Below are 22,378 nucleotides of genomic sequence, written 5' to 3'. Positions count from 1 at the left end.
GGTTCTCCTACTTGGACAGTTGGACTTCAGAAGGGATGCGGCGGGCCCACGTCTCGTTCGCCGCATCGATATGGGTGGGCGGGAGCGCGTCGTCCGGCGGCGCCGACCGCAGCAGCCCGGCAATCTGGTGCGCCGCCACGGCCTTGGAAAACAGCCAGCCCTGGTACGCATCGCAGCCGTAGCGCACGAGCAGCGAAAGCTGCTCGGTGCTCTCCACGCCCTCGGCCACCACCCGCAGGCCCAGGGTCTGCGCCAGCACGACGATGGCCCGCACGAGGGCGGCATCTTCGGGGCTGCGCAACAAAGGGCGCAGGAAATCGCGGTCGATCTTGATGCGCGACACCGGCAGATGCTTCAGATAGGCCAGCGAGGAATAACCGGTCCCGAAATCGTCCAGCGTGATGGAGATGCCCAGCCGTTGCAGGCGCCACAGCACCTGCCTGGCCTGCTCCGGATCCGCCATGGCTTCCGATTCGGTCACTTCGATCTCCAGGAGATCGGGACGCGCGCCATGCCGAGCCAGGCTGCGCTCGATCTGCTCGACGAGGTCCACCTGGCGCAGTTGCTGCGTCGACAGGTTGACCGCGACACGCAGCGGCAGGCCGGCCTCCGTCCACGCGGCGATCTGCCGGCACGCGCGGTCGATCACCCAGGCACCCAGTGCGAGGATCATGCCCGTGGCCTCCGCCACGGGGATGAAACGGCTGGGCGGGATCTCCCCGAGTTGGGGATGGGTCCATCGCAGCAGTGCTTCCACTGATTCGACCTCGGCCGTGGCCACATTGACCTGCGGCTGGTAGTGCAGTTCCAGCCCGTCGGAGTCCAGCGCGATCTTGAGCTGCTCGCGCAGCTGGAGCTTCTCCTCCATGCGCCAGCCCATGTGGTGCGCGTAGAAGGCGTAGCTGGCGCGGCCGGAATTCTTGGCGTGGTACATGGCCATGTCCGCGTAGCGCAGCAGCGTGGTGGCGTCCCGCGCATCCCTGGGATACACGGCGATTCCCAGGCTGGCGCTGAACGCCAGATCGAAGCCGTGCATCCGGTAGGGCTGGCACAGGACACCGAGCAGCTTGGCGGCCACTTGCTCCACGTCCTGGGGCTGCGCGATCGCGGGCAGGACCACGGTGAACTCGTCGCCACCGAGCCGCGCCACGGTATCGCCGGCACGCAGCGCGCTTTGGAGCCGCCGCGACGCCTCCAGCAGCAGCCGTTCGCCCGCGGCATGCCCATAGCCGTCGTTGATGGCCTTGAAGTCGTCCAGGTCCAGCAGCAACAACGCGAAGGACTGGCCCGTTCGCTCCGAAACGGCGATGGCCTGTTCGAGTTCCAGGCCAAACTGCCAGCGGTTGGCCAGGCCCGTCAGCGTATCGTGGGTGGCCTGGAAGCGGATCCTGGCCTCCAGCCCGCGCACGTCCGAGATATCGCGCACGAATGCCACGGCGGTTCCGCCGGAGACATCCGTGTGGCCCAGCGCGATAGCCACGGCCGTCAGGCTGCCGTCCTTGCGCATGATCCGGAAATCCTGTCCCCTGCCCATGGGCCTGCCCGACGGCGACCGGAAATACGCCTCCAGCTGGCGGGCGTGCGCGTCGCGGGCGGCCGGCGGAAGGAAGATGCCTACCGACTGTCCGCACAGTTCCTCGGACGCATAGCCGGAGATGGCCTCCATGGCCGCATTGACCATGACGATGTGCCCTGCCCGGTCCACCATCAGGATCCCGTCGGGAGATGCCTCCATGGCCGCAAGCGCCAGGGTTTCCCGGTGCGGCAGATGCCGCGCCGGGACCGGGGATGCATCCTCGAGGAGCCCGGGCCCCTTTTGTCCATCCGTGCCTGTCATCGCGTCAGCTGTCCAGCTTGAAGCCGGACTTCTCGATGATGGGCTTCCAGGTAGCGTAGTCCGCGCGGGCGAGCCTGGCCAACCGCTGCGCGCTGCCGCTCTCGGTCTGCATGCCAAAGCCGGCGATGCGCTCGCGCACCTCCTGTTGCGCCAGCACCGCCTGGAGCGCCTCGTTCAGGCGCGACACCACCTCCGCCGCCGCGTCGTGCGGCAGGTAGAGGGCCGACCAGCCGCGGGGCACGGACGGATAGCCGAGTTCACCGAAGGTGGGAACGTCGGGAAGCAGCGCGCTGCGCTGGTCGCCGGTGACGGCCTGGATGCGCGTCCTGCCGGACCGGTGGAACTCCAGCATGTCCGAGGCCAGCGCGTTGACGCCAAAGGTGATCTGCCCGCCGGACGCCAGCGCCGTCAGCAGGGGGGCGCCGCCCTGGTAGGGCACGGCCGTCAGCGGCACGCCAAACTTCTCGCCCAGCACCAGTCCGAAGAAATGCGGCGCGCTGCCCGCGCCGGGGTGGCCGAACGCCGCGCGATCAGGGCTTCTGCGGAGCCATTCGGCCAGCGCCCCCAGCGAGTCGGCCCTGGGGTCCGGACCCGTGGCCAGCACATAGGAAAAGCTCGAGACCGCCGCCACCGGCGTGAAGTCCTGGAACACGTCGAAGCCGAGCCTCGTGAACACATGCGGCGCATGCACCATGAGGGAGTCCGTGGCCAGCATCAGGTTCGTTCCGTCCGCTGGCTGGCGCTTGAAGAGGCTTGCGGCCAGCCGCGCGCCCGCCCCGGGGCGGTTCTCCACGATCACGGTTCGCCGAAGTTCCCGTTCCAATCCCTGCGCCAGCAAGCGCGCGATGGCGTCCATCAGCCCCCCGGGCGGGTAGCCCACCGTAAACTTCACGACGGCGCCCGGCTGTGCGAGGGCCGGGGCGGCGAGGCAGGCCGCCGCCGCGCCCGCGGCGCGCAGGAGCGTGCGGCGGGACGCGCGCGGGGGCGGCGGCGGGTGCCGCAGCGAAGCTGTGCTCATGACATGTCTCCTGGTCTCGTTTTGTTCTACTTACTCAGTGCGCCCTCTCCGGGGCGCCTGGGTGGGCCGGAGACACGCTCCGGCCCGGTGCGCGTCAGGCCGCCAGCTGCTCCGCCCCTTGGCGAGCCAGGCGCTCGCGCAGCTCCGCCCGCACTCCTTCGACCTTGTCCGCGTGCGCCTGGCGCACATGGCCGTAGCCGCGAATCCGTTCGGGCAGCGCCGCGAGTTCGACCGCCGCATCAGCCGTCTCCGGCGCCGCCTGCCCGAGGATCAGATCGAGATCCGCCTCGTAGCGCGCGAGCAGGCCCAGGGCCAGCTTGCGCTCCGGCGTGCGGCGGAAGGGATCGAGCCAGGTGTTGCGCAAGCCACGCAGCCGCTGCAGCACGCCCATGGCCGACAGCATCCAGGGTCCCACCTCGCGCTTGTGCCAGTGGCCCTCGGCGTCACGCCGGCCGAACGGCCAGGCCCCCAGGTGGAAGTGCAGCTTGTAGTCGCCCTCGAACTGCGCCTCGATCGAGCGCCGGAACTCCGGCGCGCTGTACAGGCGGGCGACCTCGAACTCGTCCTTCTCGGCCAGCAGCTTGTAGTAGTAGCGCGCGGCCGCGCGCGCCAGGCGGCCGTTGGCGCCGATGGCCGCGTCCTTGCGCTGCACCTTGGCCACCCGATCGCGGTAGCGTTGCGCGTAGGCGCTGTTCTGGTAGTCGGTCAGGCGGCGGCTGCGGTCCTCCACAATGTCTTCCACGCGCTGCAGCGGCCGCGGCGCGAACTGGATGACCTGGCCATCCGAGGCCTTGGCCGCGGCGCGCTCGACCGCCTTGAGGTCCACGGCGGCGCGCCGGCCCCACTCGAAGCTCTGGCGGTTGAAATCGACCTCGACGCCGTTGAGCTCGATCGCCCGCTGCAGCGCCGCCAGCGTCACCGGGATGCGGCCGTGCTGCCACGCGAAGCCGACCAGGAACATGTTGATGGCGATCGCATCGCCCATGAGGGTGGTGGCCAGGCGGCTCGCGTCGAGCGCGTGCAGATGGCCCTGGGTGCGCTCGCCGAGGCGGTTGAGCAACTGCTCGGCGTGCGGATCCCAGTCGGGGGACTTGGTGAACTCGCCGGTGGGGTTCACCGCCGTGTTCACGACGACGAAGCTGCGCTCGGCGGCGACCTTGGACAAGGCCTCCTGGCTCGCCGTCACGATCAGGTCGCAGCCGATCACCGCGTCGGCCTCGCCGACCGTGAGGCGCGAACTCGGGATCGCGGCCGCATCGGTCGCGAAGCGCAGGTGCGTCATCACGGCGCCGTACTTCTGCGCCAGGCCGGTCAGGTCCAGGAGGCTGGTGGCCAGGCCGTCGAGCTGGGCCGCCTGCCCCAGGACCGTGCCCACGGTCACGATGCCCGTGCCGCCGATGCCGGCCAGCAGGACGTTGTAGCCGCCCTCCACGCCGCGCAGCGTCGGCTCCGGCAGCGCCGGCCAGTCGCCACCGGCGGCCCCGCCGCGCGCCGGGCGCCTGAGTTGCCCGCCGTGGACGGTGACGAAGCTCGGGCAGAAGCCTTCCACGCAGGAGAAGTCCTTGTTGCAGCTGGACTGGTTGATCCGCCGCTTGCGGCCGAGCTCGGTCTCCAGCGGTTCGACCGACATGCAGTTGGATTTGACGCCGCAGTCGCCGCAGCCTTCGCAGACCTCGGCGTTGATGAAGGTGCGCTTGTCGGGGTCGGGCGCCTTCTTGCGCTTGCGCAGCCGGCGCAGCTCCGTGGCGCAGGCCTGGTCATAGACCAGCACCGACACGCCGTCGAACTCGCGCAGCTCGCGCTGCACCGCATCGAGCTCGACGCGCGGGCGCAGCGTCACGCCATCGGGCAGCGTCACCCCGTCGTAGCGTCCGGTGTCGTCGGTGACCACGACGATGCGGCCCACGCCTTCGGCGCGCGCGATGTCGATGATCCGGGCCACGGTGACGTCGCCATCGTGGTGCTGTCCGCCGGTCATCGAGACGTAGCCGTTGTACAGGACCTTGTAGGTCACGCGCACGCGCGCCGCCACCGCCTGGCGCAGCGCCAGGCTGCCCGAGTGGTAGAAGGTGCCGTCGCCGATGTTCACGAAGACATGCCGCTCGTCGGTGAAGGACGACTGGCCGACCCAGAACATCCCCTCGCCGCCCATGTGCGTGACCGTGCCCGTGGTCTCCGGGCGGATCCACATCGCCATGCCGTGGCAGCCGATGCCGGGCATCGCCCGGCTGCCCTCGGGCACCACGGTGGACGTGTTGTGCGGACAGCCCGAGCAGAAGTTGGGCATGCGCACCGGGCCCGGTGAGGCCGGCGCCATCTGCACGGCGTCGGTGGACGGAATGCCCGCGAGCAGCGCGATCGAGCGCGCGACGATCTGGGGCGAGAGCTCGCCGGAGATCGGCAGCTGCCCGGGCTCGGGCCGTCCCATGCCGGGCGGCATCGCCTTGCCGACCACGCGCACCTGCGCGCCGCCCCCCAGCTCCTGCAGGATGGCGCGCAGCTGCTCTTCGATGAAGGGACGCTTTTCCTCGATGACCAGCACGGCCTCCAGGCCCTGGACGAACTCGGCGGTGATCTGCGGATCGACCGGCCAGATCAGCCCGAGCTTGAGCAGGCGCAGGCCGGCCGCTTCCGCCCCGGCATCGTCCAGCCCGAGGAGCGCCAGCGCCGCGCGGACGTCGCTCCAGCTCTTGCCGGCCGAGACGATGCCCAGGCGCGGCTGCTTCGGTTGAAGCCGGATCTGGTTCAGGCCATTGGCCCGCGCATAGGTGAGCGCCGCGGGAATGCGGTGCTCGTACAGGCGCGCCTCCATCTCGAGGGGCGGCTCGTTGCGCTTGATGTGCAGGCCTGCAGGCGGGTCGGTGGGCAGCGGCGGCAGGGCGACCTGCAGGCGCGCGGGGCGCACGTCGACGACACTGGTCGTCTCAACGACGTCGGTGACGAGCTTCAGCGATGCCCAGCAGCCGGCGTAGCGGCTCATCGCGATGGCGTGCAGGCCGTAGTCCAGGATCTCCTGCGTGTTGCAGGGATACAGGATAGGCAGCCCGAGGGCCTTGAGCTGCAGGTCGGACTGCGCGGAGCGCGACGAGGACTTGGCGGCGTGGTCGTCGCCGACCAGCGCGATGGCGCCGCCGAGCGGCGCCGTGCCCGCGGTGTTGGCATGCATCAGGGCGTCGCCGCTGCGGTCCACGCCCGGGCTCTTGCCGTACCAGATGCCGAACACGCCGTCGACCTTGGCGCCGGGATACAGCTGGACGAACTGCGTGCCCCACACGGCCGTCGCCGCGAGGTCCTCGTTGACGCCCGGCTGGAACTTGATGTTCTCCGCCTCGAGCCGGTCCTTCAGGCGCAGCAGCTCCATGTCGTAGGTGGCCAGCGGCGAGCCGCGGTAGCCTGAGATGAAGCCCCCGGTGTTGAGGCCGGCGGCCCGGTCGCGCCAGCGCTGCTCCAGCGGCAGCCGCGCCAGGGCCTCCGTGCCCGACAGGAGGGCGCTGTCCGCCTCCTGTCCATAGCGGTCCGGCTGGACCTCCTGCAAGGTCGATGAAATCTTCATGGTGTCTCCTGTGTCTCGTGGGCTACGCCGGCGATGGCGGCCGCCAGCCGCCGGGCCGGCGTCCAATAGCCGTAGGGGTTGCCGCGCTGCGCGGCGTAGTGCGCCAGGCGGCCGGCGATGACGTCCAGCCCGATCTCCCCGGCCATCCACATCGGCCCGCCGCGGTGGTCGGGGAAGCCATAGCCCGCCACCCACACCACGTCGATGTCGCCGGGCCGGTAGGCGATGCCCTCGTCGAGGATCTTCAGGCCCTCGTTGATCAGCGGGTACATCAGGCGCTCGACGATTTCCTCGGGCCCGATGCGCTCGCGCCGCGCGATACCGTGTTCCGCGGCCAGCGCCGCGGCGATCGCGGTCACCTGCGGGTCGGGCAGCGGACTGCGCCCCTCGTAGCGGTAGTAGCCGGCGCCGGTCTTCTGGCCGAAGCGGCCGAGTTCGAACAGCTTGCGCACCAGCGCCCGGTAGCTCGGATCCGGCGGTAGCCCGCCAGCCTTGCCGTACTCGATGACGGTGCGGGCGCCGACATCCACGCCGGCCATGTCGAGCATGCGGCACGGCCCCATGGCCATGCCCAGGGCCTCCACGGCCGCGTCCACCTGCGCCGGCTCGGCGCCCTCCAGGATCAGGAACTCCGCCTCGCGCATGTACACCTCGGCCATGCGGTTGCCAATGAAGCCGTAGCAGACGCCCGAGACCACCGGCACCTTCCCGATCGTGGAGGCCAGCTTCATCACGGTGGCCAGCACGTCCGGCGCGGTGGCCGCGCCGCGCACCACCTCCAGCAGCCGCATCACGTTGGCCGGGCTGAAGAAGTGCATTCCCACCACGTCGGCCGGGCGGCCGGTGGCGCGCGCGAGCGCGTCCACGTCCAGCGTGGAGGTGTTGGTGGCGATGATGGCGCCCGGCTTGACGGCCGCGCCCAGCCTGGCGCAGACCTCGGTCTTGAGGGCGAGGTCCTCGAACACCGCCTCGATGACCAGGTCGCAGTCGCCCAGAGCGGCGTAGTCGAGGGCGCCCTGCAGCAGCGCCATGCGCTGGTCGACCTGCTCGCGCGTGAGCCGCCCCTTGGCGGCGCTGGCCTCGTAGTTCCTGCGCACCAGCCCCAGGCCGCGCTGCAGGGCCTCGTCGGAGACTTCCACGACGACCGTGGGGATACCGGCGTTGGCGAAGTTCATCGCGATACCGCCGCCCATCGTGCCGGCGCCGACGATGCCGACCTTGCGGACGGGGCGCAACGCCGTGTCGCGCGGCAGGCCGGGGATCTTCATCGCCTCGCGCTCGGCGAAGAACAGGTGGCGCAGCGCGCGCGCAGAGGGCGAGGGCACCAGTTGCTCGAACTCGGCCGCCTCGACCGCCGCGCCCTGCGCGAACGGCAGTTCCTGGGCCGCGCGCACGCAGCGCACGGCGGCGGCGAGCTGCGGCCAGCCGGGCTTCTTCGCGGCGGCCGCCTCCGCCCGGTCCAGCGCCTCGGCGGAGGCCGGCGCGGCGGTCAGCGTGCTGGCGCGGCGCAGCGGCGCGCCCGCCGCGAGCACGGCCCGGGCCGCGGCCAGCCCGATGGCGCGCGGCTCGCCCTCGGCGATCGCGTCCACCAGTCCGGCCGAGGCCGCCTGCGCCGCGCCGATCATGCGCCCGCTCGAGATCAGCTCCAGCGCAAGCTCGGCCCCGGCGAGCCGGGGCAGGCGCTGGGTGCCCAGGGAGCCCGGAATGATGCCGATCTTCACCTCGGGAAGGCCCAGGCGCGTCTGGGGCTGCGCCACGCGGTGGTGGCAGGCCATGGCCAGCTCCAGGCCGCCGCCGAGCACCGTGCCGTGCAACGCCACGACCACGGGGCGCGCCTGCGCCTCGAGGCGGGCCAGGAAGGTGTTGAAGCGCGCCGTCGGGAAACCGGGCTGCTCGAGGGCCGTGATGTCGGCGCCGGCCACCCAGGTGCGCCCGCGGCCGTACAGCACGAGCGCGTCCAGGTCGGGGGTCGCCTCGAACTGCTCCAGTGCGGATGCCAGCCCGTCGACGACGGGGATGGACAGGGCGTTGACCGGAGGATTGTGGATCTCGACCAGGCCGATGCGGCCGTCGCGGGAGAAGGTGATGGGAGAGGTCATGGCGGAAGACGTGGAGCGGTCCGGGCGTGGGTGTTGTTCGAGAATCTCGCGTTCGGTACGGAGACGCCACCGGCCCGGGCGGACGGCCCGGTCACCACGCTCCTGCGGGGGCGAACGCCCGGCCCGTTGGCCGCCGGCGTCGCCCGCGGAAGCTGTTTCGTCTCCCCATGTAAATTGAGCACGACTATTTATAATCGTGCTCATTATCCTGCATCTGCGCGCGGACCGGAATAGGCACTAACGCGCAGTCGCCGGTCGCCCGGCGCGCGTCAGGACGCCGGGGCGTAGCTCGATCCCGGCGGCAGCGGCGCCTCGGGGTCCACGAAGATGTCGGGCAGCAGCGCGCTGGCCGGATCGTTGCGGTAGCGATCGAAATCGGTCACGCCCTCCTCGGCCAGCACGTCGTCGTCCAGCACGAAATTCCCGGTGTAGGCGCGCGCGGGCCGGCATAGGATGGCGTGGGCGGCGTCGGCCATGATCTGCGGGTTGCGCGACTGCCGCAGCATCGCGTCGCCGCCGAGCGCGAACTCCACCGCCGACGTGGCCACGGTCGTGCGCGGCCACAGCGCGTTGCAGGCGATGCAGGCCTCGCGCAGTTCCTCGGCCAGCCCGAACATCACCATCGACATGCCGTACTTGGACATCGTGTAGGGCAGGTGCTGCGCGAACCAGTCGGCGCGCAGGGTCAAGGGCGGCGACAGCGCGAGGATGTGGGGGTTGCTGCTCTGGCGCAGGTAGGGGATGCAGGCCCGCGAGGTCACGAAGGTGCCGCGCATGTTGATCTGCTGGATCAGGTCGAAGCGCTTGAGGTCGATGTCCTCGGACTTGGCCAGGTTGATCGCCGACGCGTTGTTGATGCAGGCGTCGATGCCGCCGAAGTGCTCGGCCGCCTGCGCCACGGCCGCCTTGACCCGCTCCTCGTCGCGCACGTCCAGCACGAGCGCCAGGGCCTTGCCCCCGGCCTGCTCGACCGCTTCGGCGGCCGTGTAGATGGTGCCCGGCAGCTTGGGGTGCGGCTCGGTGGTCTTGGCCGCGATGACCACGTTGGCGCCGTCGCGCGCGGCCCGCAGCGCGATCTCCAGGCCGATGCCCCGGCTCGCGCCGGTGATGAAGAGGGTCTTGCCCGCCAGGGAGTTCTTGATTCCGTTCATGCCACCACCTCGAAAAGTCCGGCCGCGCCCATGCCGCCGCCCACACACATCGTCACCACCACATAGCGCGCGCCGCGCCTGCGCCCCTCGATCAGCGCGTGGCCCACGAGCCGCGCGCCGCTCATCCCGTAGGGATGCCCCACGGAGATACCGCCCCCGTTGACGTTGAAGCGCTCCGGGTCGATGCCCAGCCGGTCGCGGCAGTACAGCGCCTGGCAGGCGAAGGCCTCGTTCAGCTCCCACAGGCCGATGTCGTCGACGGTGAGGCCGTGCTGGCGCAGCAGCTTGGGCACCGCCAGCACGGGCCCGATGCCCATCTCCTCCGGCGCCACGCCGGCCACCGCGATGCCCCGGTAGATGCCCAGGGGCTTCAGGCCGCGCTGCGCCGCGAGCGCATCGTCCATCAGCACGCAGGCGGCGGCGCCATCGGAGAGCTGGCTGGCATTGCCCGCCGTGACGCTGCCGCCCTCGATCACGGGCTTGAGCGCGGCCAGGCTCTCGAGCGTGGTCTCCGGGCGGTTGCCCTCGTCCTGGGCCAGGGTCACGTCGCGGTGGCTGACGGCCTGGGTCTCCTTGTCGACCACGGCCATGCGCGACGGCAGGGGCACGATCTCGGCGTCGAAGCGTCCAGCCTGCTGGGCCGCCGCCGTGCGCTGCTGCGATTGCAGCGCGTACAGGTCCTGCGCCTCGCGGCCGATCCCGTACTTCCTGGCGACGAACTCCGCCGTCTGCAGCATGGGCATGTAGGCGTGCGGCACCTTGGCCTGGACGGCGGGGTCCGCCTCCGCCGAGGCCCAGTCGAAGTAGCCCTTCTGCACCGCGGAGATGTTTTCCTGGCCGCCCGCGACCACGACCCGCATGCCGTCCACGATGATCTGCTTGGCGGCCGTCGCCACCGCCATGAGCCCGGAAGCGCACTGGCGGTCCAGGGTCTGGCCGCTCACCGCCACGCCCAGCCCGGCCGCGAGCGCGGCGTTGCGCGCCAGGTTCATGCCGGCCGTGCCGGCGCCCAGCACCGTGCCCACGACGACGTCGTCGACCTCGTCCGGGCCGGCGCCGGCGCGCGCGACGGCGTGCCCGATGGCATGGCCCAGCAGCGTGGGCGACTTGATGGCATTGAATGCCCCTTTGTAGGCGCGCCCGATGGGGGTGCGCGCGACGGAAACGATGACGGCCTGGCTCATAAGGTCCTGCGGTGGAGATGGAAAGGGAATGCGTCGCGGCTTCAGATGAACCACGCGTCGCGCATGTCGTAGGCGCAGCGGTCGGCACGCGCGAGCAACGCCCACTGGGCGTGCGTCTGCGGCAGCTCCCACTGGAAGAAGTAGCGCATGGCCTGCAGCTTGCCGCGGTAGTGGTCGGCGGCCTCCCCGCTGGCGGCCGGCAGCGCGCGCGCCGCCGCCCGCCCCTGCAGCAGCCAGATCCAGGCCAGCGTCACGCGCCCGAACGCGTCGAGGTACAGCGTGGCGTTGGCCAGGCCGAGGTCGGGCTCGCTGCGCTGCAGCGCGGCGAGCCCCGCGCTGACCTCCACCAGGCGGTCCAGCGCCGCGCACAGGGCCGCCGCCTCGTCGCCCAGGCCCGCCTCGGAGGCGCGCCCGGCGTCCTGGCGCACGGTGTCGACGAACAGGCGCAGCCCCGCGCCCTGCTCCGCCAGCACCTTGCGGCCGAGCAGATCGATGCCGTGGATGGCCTCGGTCCCCTCGTGGATCATGTTCAGGCGCTGGTCGCGGTACAGCTGCTCCAGCGGGTAGTCGCGCGTGTAGCCCGCGCCGCCGAGCACCTGAATGGCCAGGTCGTTGGCCGCCGCGCCGTAGCGCGCAGGCCAGGACTTCACGACCGGCGTGAGGACGTCGAGCAGCCGGCCGGCCGCTGCGCGCGCCGGCGGCTCCGGATGGGTGTGCTGGTCCTCGAACAGGCTGCAGGCGTACAGGCACAGGGCCAGGCTGCCCTCGGCGTAGGCCTTCTGCACCAGCAGCATCCGGCGCACGTCGGAGTGCTCGACCAGCTTGACCTGCGGCGACAGCGGATCCTTGTTCGACGGCAGGCGGCCCTGCGGCCGCTCGCGCGCGTAGGCCAGCGACTCGCTGAAGCCGCGCCAGGCGATGCTGGCGGACATGACGCCGACGCCGATGCGCGCCTCGTTCATCAGCTGGAACATGTGGGCCAGGCCCTGGTGCTCGCGGCCGACCAGCCAGCCCACCGCGCCGCCCTTCTCCCCGAAGGACAGCACGGTGGAGGTGGTGTTGCGCCAGCCCATCTTGTGCAGCAGCCCGGCCAGCGCCACGTCGTTCGGCGTGTCCGCCGCCCCGTGCTCGCCGGGCAGGATCTTGGGCACCAGGAACAGCGAGATGCCCTTGACGCCGGGCGGCGCGCCCTGGATGCGCGCGAGCACCATGTGCACGATGTTCTCGGTGAGGTCCTGCTCGCCGCCGGAGATGAACATCTTCTGGCCGAAAACGCGGTAGCTCCCATCGGCCTGGGGCACGGCGTAGGTCTTGATGTCGCCCAGGGCGGAACCCTGCGACGGCTCGGTCAATGCCATCGTGCCGGCGAAGCGGCCGTCGCCCAGCGGCGCGAGGTAGCGGGCCCGGAGCTGTGGGCTGCCGAAGGTGCGCAGCAGATTGGCCGCGCCGATCGTCAGCATCGCATAGGCCGCCGTGCCGACGTTGGCCGCGTAGAAGGCGCTCATCGCCGCGCGCAGCACGACCTCCGGCAGCTGCAGCCCGCCCTCGGCCTGCTCCCAGTGCGCACTGAGGAACCCGGCATCCGCGATGGCCTGCCACGCCGCGCGGGTCGGCGCGACGAGGCGGGCCCGGCCATTCTCGAACTGTGGCTCGTTCTCGTCGCCCTCGCGCAGATGCGGCGCCAGCAAATCCTCGGCCAGCTGGCGCGCCGTCTCCAGCGTGGCGTCGAAGACCTCGCGCGAGTGCTCGGCATAGCGCTCGCGCCGCAGCAGGCCCGCGGTGTCCAGGACTTCGTAAAGCAGGAAGGCGAGCTCGCGCTCGCTGATGGTGGCAGTGGCCATGTGGGGTTGTCTCGCTCGAAATAAACACCGAGCGCTCGCTCGGTTTTTGAGGGAGTTTACAATCATTCCCGACCGGCGGTCAATTCGGGCAACCTGCCCCGCCCCCCACCCGACCGCGTCCACGCCTTCCCGCCATGCCCCTGTCCCTCGGTCTCGAGCCCCGATTCACCTTCGCACAGTTCAAGCGGATCAACCCCATCCCGCCCGACACGCTGTGGGAGCTGGTGTACGCGCGCAACGCGCACGCCATCACGGTCAAGCGCGTGCCGGTGGCGCTGGCCAATCTGCGGGCCATCTTCGAGGCCTCCTTCCAGCTGGCCAACCAGGTGGGCTTCGGCGCGATGACGCTGCGGGACCTGTCCAAGGCCACCGGCCTGTCCATGGGCGGGCTCTACGGCTACCTGCAGAGCAAGGACGCCCTGGCCGCCATGGTCGAGGACCTGATCCGGCACATCGGCGGCGAGATCCCTCGCTGGTTCGACGAGGCGTCTCTGGCGCCGCTGGTGCGTCTGGACAGCAGCCTGCGGGCGCACGTCTTCATGTCCGAGCTGCTGCAGCCGTGGTTCTATTTCGTGTACATGGAGTCGCGCGTGCTCGAGGCTGATCAGCGCAAGGTGGCCAGGGCCGCCGAGGTGGATTTCCAGGCCGCCATGGCGCGGCAGATCCGGCAGGTGCGCGAGATGGGCGACCGGGAAGCCTTCCTGCTGGCGGCGCACCTGCAGAGCGTCATCCAGGACTGGTACGTCAAGCGCTGGAAGTACCGGGCCGAGAAGATCAGCGTGGATGAGTTCGCGAACAGCCTGAGCGCGATGGTCGCCGCGCAGCTGCGGGTCGAATAGCGTCGGCGCTCCCGCGCCGATCCCTCCTGCGCACGCGCCCAGTGGCCGGGCTGCAGGCGGCAGCGGCACCGGGCCGCCCCGCGAGCAGCCCGCTCAGAGCTTGTCCAGGCGGACCGTGCGGTCGGCGAGGACCTCCGGCGGCGGGCAGGTCCCCTGCTTGAGCCAGCGCTTGGCCACCTTGATGTCGCGCGGCACGTTCACCGACAGCACGCTGCGCAGCCTGCCCTCAGAGATCTGGAACACGGAGAACGCCCCCTCCTCGGCGGAGCCGCGCAGGGTGCCCTCGAGCTCGTTCGACGGCACGCCGAGCACCTGCAGGTTCAGGTCGTACTGATCCGACCAGAACCACGGAATCTCGTCGTACGCCACCTCGCCGCCGGCAATGGCCTTGCCCACGGCGATGGCCTGATTCTGGGCATTGGCCCACGACTCGCATCGCAGACGGCCGCCCGCCCAGGTGTTCGGCTGGTTGGCCACGTCGCCCGCGGCATAGATGTCTGGGTCGGGGTCTCCTCGTTTTCAGTGCAATAAGTGACGGTACGCAAAGCTAGCACTGGCGCGGGGGTGGTCTGGGTAGACCGTTGATTTCATTGACTTTCCTGTTCGCTTTGTAAACGGGTATGGTGGCCTCCCACTTTTGAGGTTCACGATGCAGGGTTGGCACACAACGTTTTTGGGGATGCGTGGGCTCCCCCGCGATATCAGCGACTTCGAGATGAAGGCATTTTTCACCTTCGATGGTGCCGAGCGCGACGCAATCAATGCACGCCGAGGTGATTCCCACAAGCTTGGTCTGGCGCTCCATATTGGTTTCCTGCGCATGAGTGGGCGTTTGCTCGGTGCCTTTCGGGTAATTCCAGTAGCCTTGTGGCGCCACCTTGGCAACGAGCTTGGCATTGCAGCACCAGAAGTCGCCTCGCTGAGAGCCATGTATGAACGCGGGCGCACGCTATTCGATCACCAACAAGTAGCCTGCACGGTCCTTGGATTCCAGTGGATGAGCGAGCACCAGCGCCGCTCACTGGTACGTGAACTGCGCGACGAAGTGGCGCGCTGCGCCGACCGCGATCAGCTACTCGTGCGGGCGCGTCAATGGCTGTACAAGAACAAGCTGGTGATCGTGCACGAGCGGGCAATTCGGACACTGATTGCGGCGGCACTTGCCCAGCTTGAAGTTGAAACAGGCACCGCCATCGCCGCCAGCGTTGATCCAGCAACACTTGATCGCTGGCGAGCCTCAGTTTCAGAGCTGCGCCCAGATGGACAAACCCAGCAGAGTTGGCTATGGGCTGCACCGGCGAAACACTCAACCCGCCAAATCAGCGAGGTACTGGAGCGCATCGACCTGCTTTACACGCTGGACGTTCATAAGCACCTGGCAGACATCCCCGATCTCATCTTGCGCCGCTACGCGCGCCGACTTGTCTCCAGGCCGCCCTCAGCCGGAGCCAAGATCAAAGAGCCAGCGCGCACCGTGGAGGTCGCATGCTTTCTTCGGTATTGCCTGTTCACCACCACAGACCAGTTGATCCTTATGGTGCAGCGCCGGATCGCCGATCTGTGGCGTCAGGCTGCCGCCGATGTCCCCGCTACCGTCAATTGGGCCGCAATGTACAAAACGCTGCTCGGCGAACTTGTTGCCTTGAGCGCGCAAGGTGCGGTGCCAGATGCTGAGTTGCGTGCCCGTCTTGAAGCCTTGATCACCGAAACCCAGAAACGCAAACCACCGAGCAGGGCCTCCCTGGTCCGCGAGGGATTGATTGATGGAATTCGCCCCGTGCGGTCGTTGCTCGTCGCCATTGCAAAGCTGCCCTGGCAGGCCACCGGCGAGCATCCTGCCATCGAGTACCTTGCCAAGCTGCAAGCTTTATATCTCAAAGGATCCAGAAAGCTGCCAGTTGAAGTGGTGGCACCAAGTCTGGGAATGATCTGGCAGGTTTCGATCTCCAGCCCAGACCGGGAACGGGCGTTTCAGGCGTTGGAGGTGGCCACCCTGTTTGCCCTGCGCCGCGCGGTGCGCAATGGCTCGGTCTGGATTGAGCACAGCCTGAGCTTTCGGGGTCGTGCGCGCTTGTTCTTCACGGACGAGCGTTGGCAGGCAGAGTCCAAGAAACACTATGCCCGTCTATCGTTACCCAGCAAGGCTGCCACTTTCTTGAAGCCTTTGCTGGCCAGAGTAACTGCCGGTGTCGATGCGGTGGCCGCTGCAGCCCGCAGTGGCGTACTGCGCGTGGATGATGAACTCCATTTGTCGCCATTGCCCGCAGAGGACGAAGACCCAGAAGTGACCAAGCTGCGCGCGGCTTTGGATCACCGCATCGGTGAGGTTCAATTGCCGGAAGTGATTCTGGCCGTTGACGCCCAGGTGCGCTTTAGCTGGATCATGCTCGGACGTGAGCCGCGCTCTACCGACGAGCTGCTGATGGTCTATGCCGGCATCATGGCCCACGGCACCAGTCTGACTGCGGTCGAATGCGCGCGCATGATTCCGCAATTGTCTGCCACCAGCATTCGCCAGGCCATGCGCTGGGCGCGGGACGAACGGCGTCTGAGCCAGGCCTGCCAGGCTGTGCTGGAATTCATGCAGCGACACCCGATTGCCGCCACCTGGGGGCGGTCCGATTTGGCATCTTCTGACATGATGAGCATGGAGACCACCAAACGGGTGTGGCAAGCCCGGCTTGATCCTCGGCGCAACACACCTTCCATTGGAATCTACTCCCATGTAAAAGACCGGTGGGGCATCTTCCATGCGCAGCCCTTTGTGCTCAATGAGCGCCAGGCGGGCGTGGCCATTGAAGGTGTCATCCGCCAAGAAAAGCTGGAGACCAGCCAGCTTGCTGTGGATACCCATGGCTACACCGACTTTGCCATGTCACATGCCCGTTTGCTTGGTTTTGATCTTTGCCCGCGGTTGAAGGAACTCAAACAGCGCCACCTCTTTGTGCCACGCGGCACCAAAGTGCCCGCAGAAATCGCTGCGGTGTGCGAAGCCAATGTCGACGTCGCTTTGATCGAAAAGCATTGGGATAGTCTGGTGCACCTGGCAGCCTCGGTCATGAGCGGACATGCCAGTGCGGTGGCAGCTCTTGCGCGGTTCGGTTCTGCCGCCCAGGGCGATCCAATCTATGAGGCTGGCGTGCAATTGGGGCGGTTGCTGCGTACGGCGTTTTTGGCTGACTACTTTGTCAAGGACGCTTTCAGGAACGAGTTGCGCCGGGTGCTCAATCGGGGCGAGGCTGTTAACGCCCTCAAGCGCGCCATTTATACCGGCCGGATCAGCCCGGCGCAGGCCAAACGTGTCGATGAAATGCAGGCTGTGGCCGATGCGTTGAGCCTGATGGCCAACATCGTGATGGCGTGGAATACCTCACAGATGCAGGCGGTCCTGGATCGCTGGTCGAACCGCCGCCAGGTCATTCCACCGGAACTGATCGGGAAGATTGCGCCCACCAGGCTGGAGAGCATCAACTTGCGGGGTGTGTTTCGCTTCCCGGTTGACCGCTATGCTGACCAAATCCTGCCTTCGCGGCCAAATGCATCGATAACTGGCACCAATGGATGAAACCGACCACGGTTTGACGCCACGAATCGCAGATTTGAAAGTGAACAGGAAAGTCAATGAAATCAACGATCTACCAACACCACCTCCGCGCCAGTGCTAGCTTTTCGTACCGTCACTTATTGCACTGAAAACGAGGAGACCCCATCTCCACCGCCTGCTTCACGAGGGCCGCCGCCATCCCGGCGGCGGCCAGGTCGCCGGCCAGCGACCCGTCGTCCAGGGGCACGAGGCCGATGCCGGCGCCGAAGACCGCATTGCATGCGGCAACGACCTCGGCAGGCGTGAGCGCCTCCGGCCCGGTGAGGTCCAGCCGCTGGCGTTCCGCCATCCGTGCATTCATGGCCGCAGCTGCCGCAGCGGCCGCGTCGTCGCGCGCCACGTAGGCCACACGCCCCGCACCGGCCGAGCTCGGCCAATGGCCGACCCGCAGCGCCAGGGGAATCCTGCAGAAGAGCGACTCGGCCAGCGGAGCCAAGCGCAGGATGGTGCACGGGATGCCGCATCCCTCGATCGCCGCCTCCGCTGCCACATGCTCCTGGCCGAGCGGCGAAGCGGGATCCGGGCAGACGACCGAGGTACAGGCGATGTGCCGGACCCCTGCACGCACGGCCGCCTCCACGGCGGCGCGGTGCCGGCGCAAGCCGTCCGTGCCGGGAAAACCGGCACGGACCAGCAGCAGCCCCTCTGCACCGGCGAACGCAGCGTCGAGCGAGGCGGGATCGTCGAAGTCGGCTCTGCGCACCTGCGCGCCGCGCGCGGCGAGATCGGCGAGCTGGCCAGGGGTGCGGCTGGTCGTGGTCACGGACACCTCTGCGGAGCGCAGCAGCAGTTCCGCGACCCGGCGGCCCAAGGGGGTGGTGGCGCCGGTGACGAGAAGGCGGCGGGTCGACGGATATGGCATGGCAAGACCTCCTGATGGATGCACGCGGTTCGGAAGCGCGCCCGCACCCTTGGGTGCGGCATGGGGATTGTATTGACAAAAACCGACTGACGGTCGAATAATTCGCATGTTACCGACTGTTAGTCGGTTTTTATCCGGAGGGACAGTCCCAATGAGCGTCAGTGAAAATTCGGCCGGGCAGCCGTCTGCATCTGCCCATAAAGGATCGCCATGGAAGGCGATCGTGGTCTCCGTCGTGGTCATCGCCCTGATCGGCGGCGGCCTCTGGTACTGGCGCACGGCCAGGTTGTCCGGCGGCGGGGGTTGGGCCGGCGGCGGTCCCATCGACGTGGTGGCCACCACGCTCAAGGCCGAGGCCGCCCCGGTCAGCCTGGAGGCCCTGGGCGAGCTGCGCGCGGTGCGCCAGGTGACGCTCTCGGCCGAGGTCGCGGGCCGGGTCTCCGCGATTTCCTTCAAGCCCGGACAGCGCGTCAAGGCCGGCACGGTGCTGGTCCAGCTCGACGACGGCCCGGAGCAGGCCGACCTTGCCGCCGTCAAGGCCGCGGCCGCCTTCGCCCAGCAGCAGTTCGCGCGCGCCAGCGAGCTGGCCGCCACTGGCGCCCAGTCCCGCGAGATCCTGCAGCAGCGCCAGGCCGAGCGCGACCAGACCGCCGCGCAGGTCCAGCAACTGGAGGCACGCATCCGGCAGAAGCGCATCCGCGCCCCGTTCGACGGCGAGCTGGGCCTGCGCCGCATCGATCTGGGCCAGTACCTCAACCCGGGCGAGGCGGCGGTGACGCTGACCGACCTGAACAGGCTCTACGCCAACTTCGACGTGCCCCAGCAGGAACTGGCGCGGGTCAAGGTCGGCCAGCCGGTGCAGGTGCGCATCGACACGGCCGGCGCCGAGCCGGTGCAGGCCACCATCAGCGCGATCGAGCCTCAGGTCGGCCGCGACACCCGAAACGCCTCCATCCAGGCCGAGGTGGACAACAAGGACCGAAGGCTGCAGCCCGGCATGTACGCGACCGTGGCCGTGGCCCTGCCCCCCGAGGCCGACGCGCTGACGCTGCCCGTCTCGGCCGTCATGACCTCGGCCTCCGGCGACGCCGCCGCCGTGGTACGCGAGCTCACCCCCGAGAAGACCGGCAAGGCCGAGATCGTGCCCATCGTCGTGGGGCGGCGCATCGGCGACCAGGTCGTCATCGCGCGCGGCCTGAAGGCCGGCGACGTGGTGATCACCGAAGGGCAGCTGCGCGTGCGCCCCGGCACCGACCTGCGCGTGGTGGACAGACCCGCCGCGGCCGCCGCATCCGCCGGCGGGAGGTGAGCCATGACCTTCACCGACCTGTTCATCAAGCGGCCGATCCTCTCGATCACGCTCAGCACCCTGATCCTGCTGACGGGCCTGGCCGCACTGTTCTCGCTGCCCACGCGCCAGTACCCGGCGATGGAGAGCGCGACCATCGTGATCACGACCAACTTCCCCGGCGCCTCGCAGGAGGTGATGCAGGGCTTCGTCACCACCCCGATCGCCCAGGCCATCGCCAGCGCCAACGGCATCGAATACCTGACCTCGACCTCGACGCTCGGCAAGAGCGAGATCAAGGCCAAGCTGGTGCTCAATGCCGATGCCGACCGTGCCATGACCGAGGTCCTGGCCAAGGTGCAGCAAGTCAAGTACCGGCTGCCCGAGGGCGCGTTCGACCCGCAGATCAACAAGATCACCGACGGCGTATCGGCCGTGCAGTACCTGGCCTTCGTCAGCGACGAACAGACCATCCCCGAGATCACCGACTTCATCACCCGCGTGGCGCAACCGCAGATCACCTCGGTGTCCGGCGTGGCGTCGGCCGACGCCGGCGGCGGGCAGACGTTCGCCATGCGCCTGTGGGTCGATCCCATCAAGCTGGCCGCGCGCGGCCTGACCGCGGCCGACCTCGCCGGCGCTCTGCGCGCCAACAACGTGCAGGCCGCACCGGGCGCGCTGCGCGGGCAGGACAACCTGATTCCGATCACCGCCGCCACCGACATGCGCAGCATCCAGGACTTCCGCGACCTGGTGATCAAGCGCGCCACCGGCAGCGTGGTCCGCCTGGGCGACGTGGCCACGGTCGAGCTGGGCGGGCAGAACTACGACAGCGGCTTCCTGAGCAGTGGCGCGCGCAGCGTCGCGCTGTCGATCTCTCCCACGCCGGACGGCAACCCCCTGGAGATCGTCGCGGGCGTCAATGCGCTGCTGCCCGAGCTGCAACGCTCCGCCCCCCCGGGCATGAAGGTGGTCAACGTCTTCGACATGGCCCGCTTCGTCAACGCCTCCATCGACGAGGTGATGAAGACCCTGCTCGAAGCCGTGGTCATCGTCGTGGTGGTCATCTTCCTGTTCCTGGGCACCTTCCGCGCGGTGATCATTCCCATCGTCACCATCCCGCTGTCGCTGGTGGGTGCGGCCGCACTGATGCTGGCCTTCGGCTTCTCGATCAACCTGCTGACCCTGCTGGCGATGGTGCTGGCGATCGGCCTGGTGGTGGACGACGCCATCGTGGTGGTGGAGAACATCCACCGGCACATCGAGGAAGGGCTGTCGCCGGCCAAGGCCGCCATCGTCGGCGCGCGCGAGATCGTCTGGCCGGTCATCGGCATGACCATCACCCTTGCGGCCGTCTATGCGCCCATCGGCATGATGGGCGGCATCACCGGCGCGCTGTTCAAGGAGTTCGCCTTCACGCTGGCCTGCGCGGTGATCGTCTCGGGCGTGGTGGCGCTGACCCTCTCGCCGATGATGAGCAGCTACATGCTCAATGCGCAGATGAACGAGGGCCGCTTCGCCCAGGCCGTCGAGCGCACCATGCACAAATTATCGACCGCCTACGGGCGGCTGCTCTCCCATGTGCTGCACGCCCGCGCCGCGGTGCTGATCGTTTGCGCCGTGGTGCTGGGCGGCATCGTGGTGCTGTTCCTCGGCGTGCAGCGCGAGCTGGCGCCGGGCGAAGACCAGGGCTATGTGTTCGTGCAGACCAAGTCGCCGCAGTACGCCAACGTGGACTACACCGAGCGCACCGGGCTGGCCGTAGAGAAGGTGTTCCGGGAGTTCCCCGACTACCAGAGCAGTTTCATGGTCAATGGCAACAACGGCCAGAACGTCGGCTTCGGCGGCATCGTGCTCAAGCCCTGGCAAGAGCGCCAGATGACGGCCAGGCAGGTCGAGGGCGCGCTCAACGCGCGCAGCGCGAGCATCACCGGGTCGTTCGTCACCGCCTTCCAGCCGGCAGCCCTGCCGGCGGGCAGCGACGGCCTGCCGGTGCAGATGGTGCTGCGCTCGCCGGCCGAGTTCAGCGAGCTCTATGGCGCGCTGGAGGCCATCAAGGGCGCCGCCTGGGGCAGCGGCCTGTTCGCCTTCGTTGACAGCGACCTCGCCTTCGACAGCCCGCAGGCGCGCCTGACCATCAATGCCGGCAAGGCCGGCGAGATGGGCGTGACCATGAGCGCGGTGGCCGACACGCTCGCGATCCTGGTCGGCGAGAACTACATCAACCGCTTCAACTGGTTCGACCGCTCCTACGACGTCATCGCCCAGGTGCCGCAGGACAAGCGCCGCGCGCCGGGCGACCTGACCGGGTACTACGTGCGCGCCGAGTCAGGACGGCTGGTGCCGCTGTCCACCGTGGTCGATGTGGAGGTCCAACCGCAGGCCAATCGACTGCCACAGTTCAACCAGATGAACTCGGCCACGTTGTCGGCGGTGTTGATGCCAGGTGTCACCATGGGCCAGGCGGTCGACTTCCTCAAGGCGCAGCCGCTGCCGCCGGGTTCTCAGGTCGACTGGCTCTCCGATAGCCGCCAGTTCGTCAAGGAAGGCAACCGCCTGATAGTCTCGTTCGGCTTCGCGCTGATCGTGATCTTCCTGGTGCTGGCCGCGCAGTACGAGAGCTTCCGCGACCCGCTGGTGATTCTGGTGACGGTGCCGCTGGCCATCTGCGGTGCGCTGCTGCCGTTGTGGCTGGGCTACGCCACCATGAACATCTACACCCAGATCGGATTGGTGACGCTGATCGGCCTGATCTCCAAGCACGGCATTCTCATGGTGTCCTTCGCCAACGACATCCAGAAGCACGAGGGCCTGAGCCCGACCGACGCCATGCTGAAGTCGGCCATGATCCGTATGCGGCCCGTTCTGATGACCACCGCCGCGATGGTCGCCGGGTTGATCCCGCTGCTGTTCGCCGGTGGCGCTGGTGCCGCCAGCCGCTACTCCATCGGCATCGTGGTGGTGGCCGGCCTGCTGATCGGCACGCTGTTCACCCTGTTCGTGCTGCCCACCATCTACACCCTGCTGGCCCGCGACCACCGCGCGGCGGCCGCGTCCGAGCGCGAGCGCGAACTGGCCGAGGAGGTTCCGAACCATGCGTAA

The 22,378-nt window shown here is 68.7% G+C and carries 13 protein-coding genes; 4 read left to right on the top strand and 9 right to left on the bottom strand.

What is annotated here, in order from left to right; genetic code table 11:
- Positions 1–7: 7 nt before the first annotated feature.
- The 7 genes from BM070_RS11305 to BM070_RS11275 all read right to left on the bottom strand — a co-directional run bounded on the left by BM070_RS11305 (position 8) and on the right by BM070_RS11275 (position 12,683).
- Complete coding sequence (locus tag BM070_RS11305; RefSeq protein ID WP_082136770.1) at positions 8–1,837, bottom strand: putative bifunctional diguanylate cyclase/phosphodiesterase; 1,830 nt, start codon at positions 1,835–1,837, stop codon at positions 8–10.
- A 4-nt stretch (positions 1,838–1,841) separates the two neighbouring features.
- Complete coding sequence (locus tag BM070_RS11300; protein WP_059400375.1) at positions 1,842–2,855, bottom strand: tripartite tricarboxylate transporter substrate-binding protein; 1,014 nt, start codon at positions 2,853–2,855, stop codon at positions 1,842–1,844.
- A 94-nt stretch (positions 2,856–2,949) separates the two neighbouring features.
- A complete protein-coding gene (locus BM070_RS11295; protein ID WP_059400374.1) occupies positions 2,950–6,408 on the bottom strand; it encodes an indolepyruvate ferredoxin oxidoreductase family protein in 3,459 nt (1,152 codons plus the stop codon).
- Positions 6,405–8,507, bottom strand: a complete 2,103-nt coding sequence (locus tag BM070_RS11290) for a 3-hydroxyacyl-CoA dehydrogenase NAD-binding domain-containing protein (protein WP_059400373.1) — start codon at positions 8,505–8,507, stop codon at positions 6,405–6,407. Before BM070_RS11290 ends, BM070_RS11295 begins: the two co-directional genes overlap by 4 nt.
- 269 nt (positions 8,508–8,776) lie before the next feature.
- Positions 8,777–9,658, bottom strand: a complete 882-nt coding sequence (locus BM070_RS11285; RefSeq protein WP_059400372.1) for an SDR family oxidoreductase — start codon at positions 9,656–9,658, stop codon at positions 8,777–8,779.
- A complete protein-coding gene (locus BM070_RS11280) occupies positions 9,655–10,842 on the bottom strand; it encodes an acetyl-CoA C-acyltransferase (protein ID WP_059400371.1) in 1,188 nt (395 codons plus the stop codon). The genes BM070_RS11285 and BM070_RS11280 overlap by 4 nt, the downstream gene beginning before the upstream one ends.
- A gap of 41 nt (positions 10,843–10,883) precedes the next feature.
- A complete protein-coding gene (locus BM070_RS11275) occupies positions 10,884–12,683 on the bottom strand; it encodes an acyl-CoA dehydrogenase (RefSeq protein WP_017404939.1) in 1,800 nt (599 codons plus the stop codon).
- Positions 12,684–12,817: 134 nt separating this feature from the next.
- On the opposite strand from BM070_RS11275, the gene BM070_RS11270 reads away from it, so the two are divergent.
- Positions 12,818–13,522: a TetR/AcrR family transcriptional regulator gene (locus BM070_RS11270; protein WP_017404938.1), complete on the top strand. Its 705-nt coding sequence runs from the start codon at positions 12,818–12,820 to the stop codon at positions 13,520–13,522.
- A gap of 93 nt (positions 13,523–13,615) precedes the next feature.
- Here the strand turns inward: BM070_RS11270 and BM070_RS11265 are convergent, their stop codons facing one another.
- On the bottom strand, positions 13,616–13,999 hold the full coding sequence (locus BM070_RS11265) for an oxidoreductase C-terminal domain-containing protein (RefSeq protein WP_175518476.1): 384 nt from the start codon (positions 13,997–13,999) through the stop codon (positions 13,616–13,618).
- Between the two features lie 172 nt (positions 14,000–14,171).
- On the opposite strand from BM070_RS11265, the gene BM070_RS11260 reads away from it, so the two are divergent.
- Entirely contained in the window at positions 14,172–17,087 is a 2,916-nt protein-coding gene (locus tag BM070_RS11260; protein WP_003049965.1) for a Tn3-like element IS1071 family transposase, read from the top strand.
- A gap of 112 nt (positions 17,088–17,199) precedes the next feature.
- Here BM070_RS11260 and BM070_RS11255 read toward each other — a convergent pair whose 3' ends face one another.
- Complete coding sequence (locus tag BM070_RS11255; RefSeq protein ID WP_059400342.1) at positions 17,200–17,988, bottom strand: NAD(P)H-binding protein; 789 nt, start codon at positions 17,986–17,988, stop codon at positions 17,200–17,202.
- 223 nt (positions 17,989–18,211) lie between these two features.
- Here BM070_RS11255 and BM070_RS11250 point away from each other — a divergent pair, with 223 nt between their 5' ends.
- Together BM070_RS11250 and BM070_RS11245 are read left to right on the top strand one after the other, a co-directional pair.
- Positions 18,212–19,297 (top strand): efflux RND transporter periplasmic adaptor subunit, encoded by a 1,086-nt coding sequence (locus tag BM070_RS11250; protein WP_245785187.1) that lies wholly within the window; start codon positions 18,212–18,214, stop codon positions 19,295–19,297.
- Between the two features lie 3 nt (positions 19,298–19,300).
- Positions 19,301–22,378: an efflux RND transporter permease subunit gene (locus BM070_RS11245; RefSeq protein WP_059400340.1), complete on the top strand. Its 3,078-nt coding sequence runs from the start codon at positions 19,301–19,303 to the stop codon at positions 22,376–22,378.

The sequence above is a fragment of the Paracidovorax wautersii genome (assembly GCF_900113035.1).
GTDB lineage: Bacteria > Pseudomonadota > Gammaproteobacteria > Burkholderiales > Burkholderiaceae_C > Paracidovorax > Paracidovorax wautersii.
Note: the sequence above shows the minus strand (reverse complement) of the source record. Positions and strands in the feature narration are given on the sequence as shown.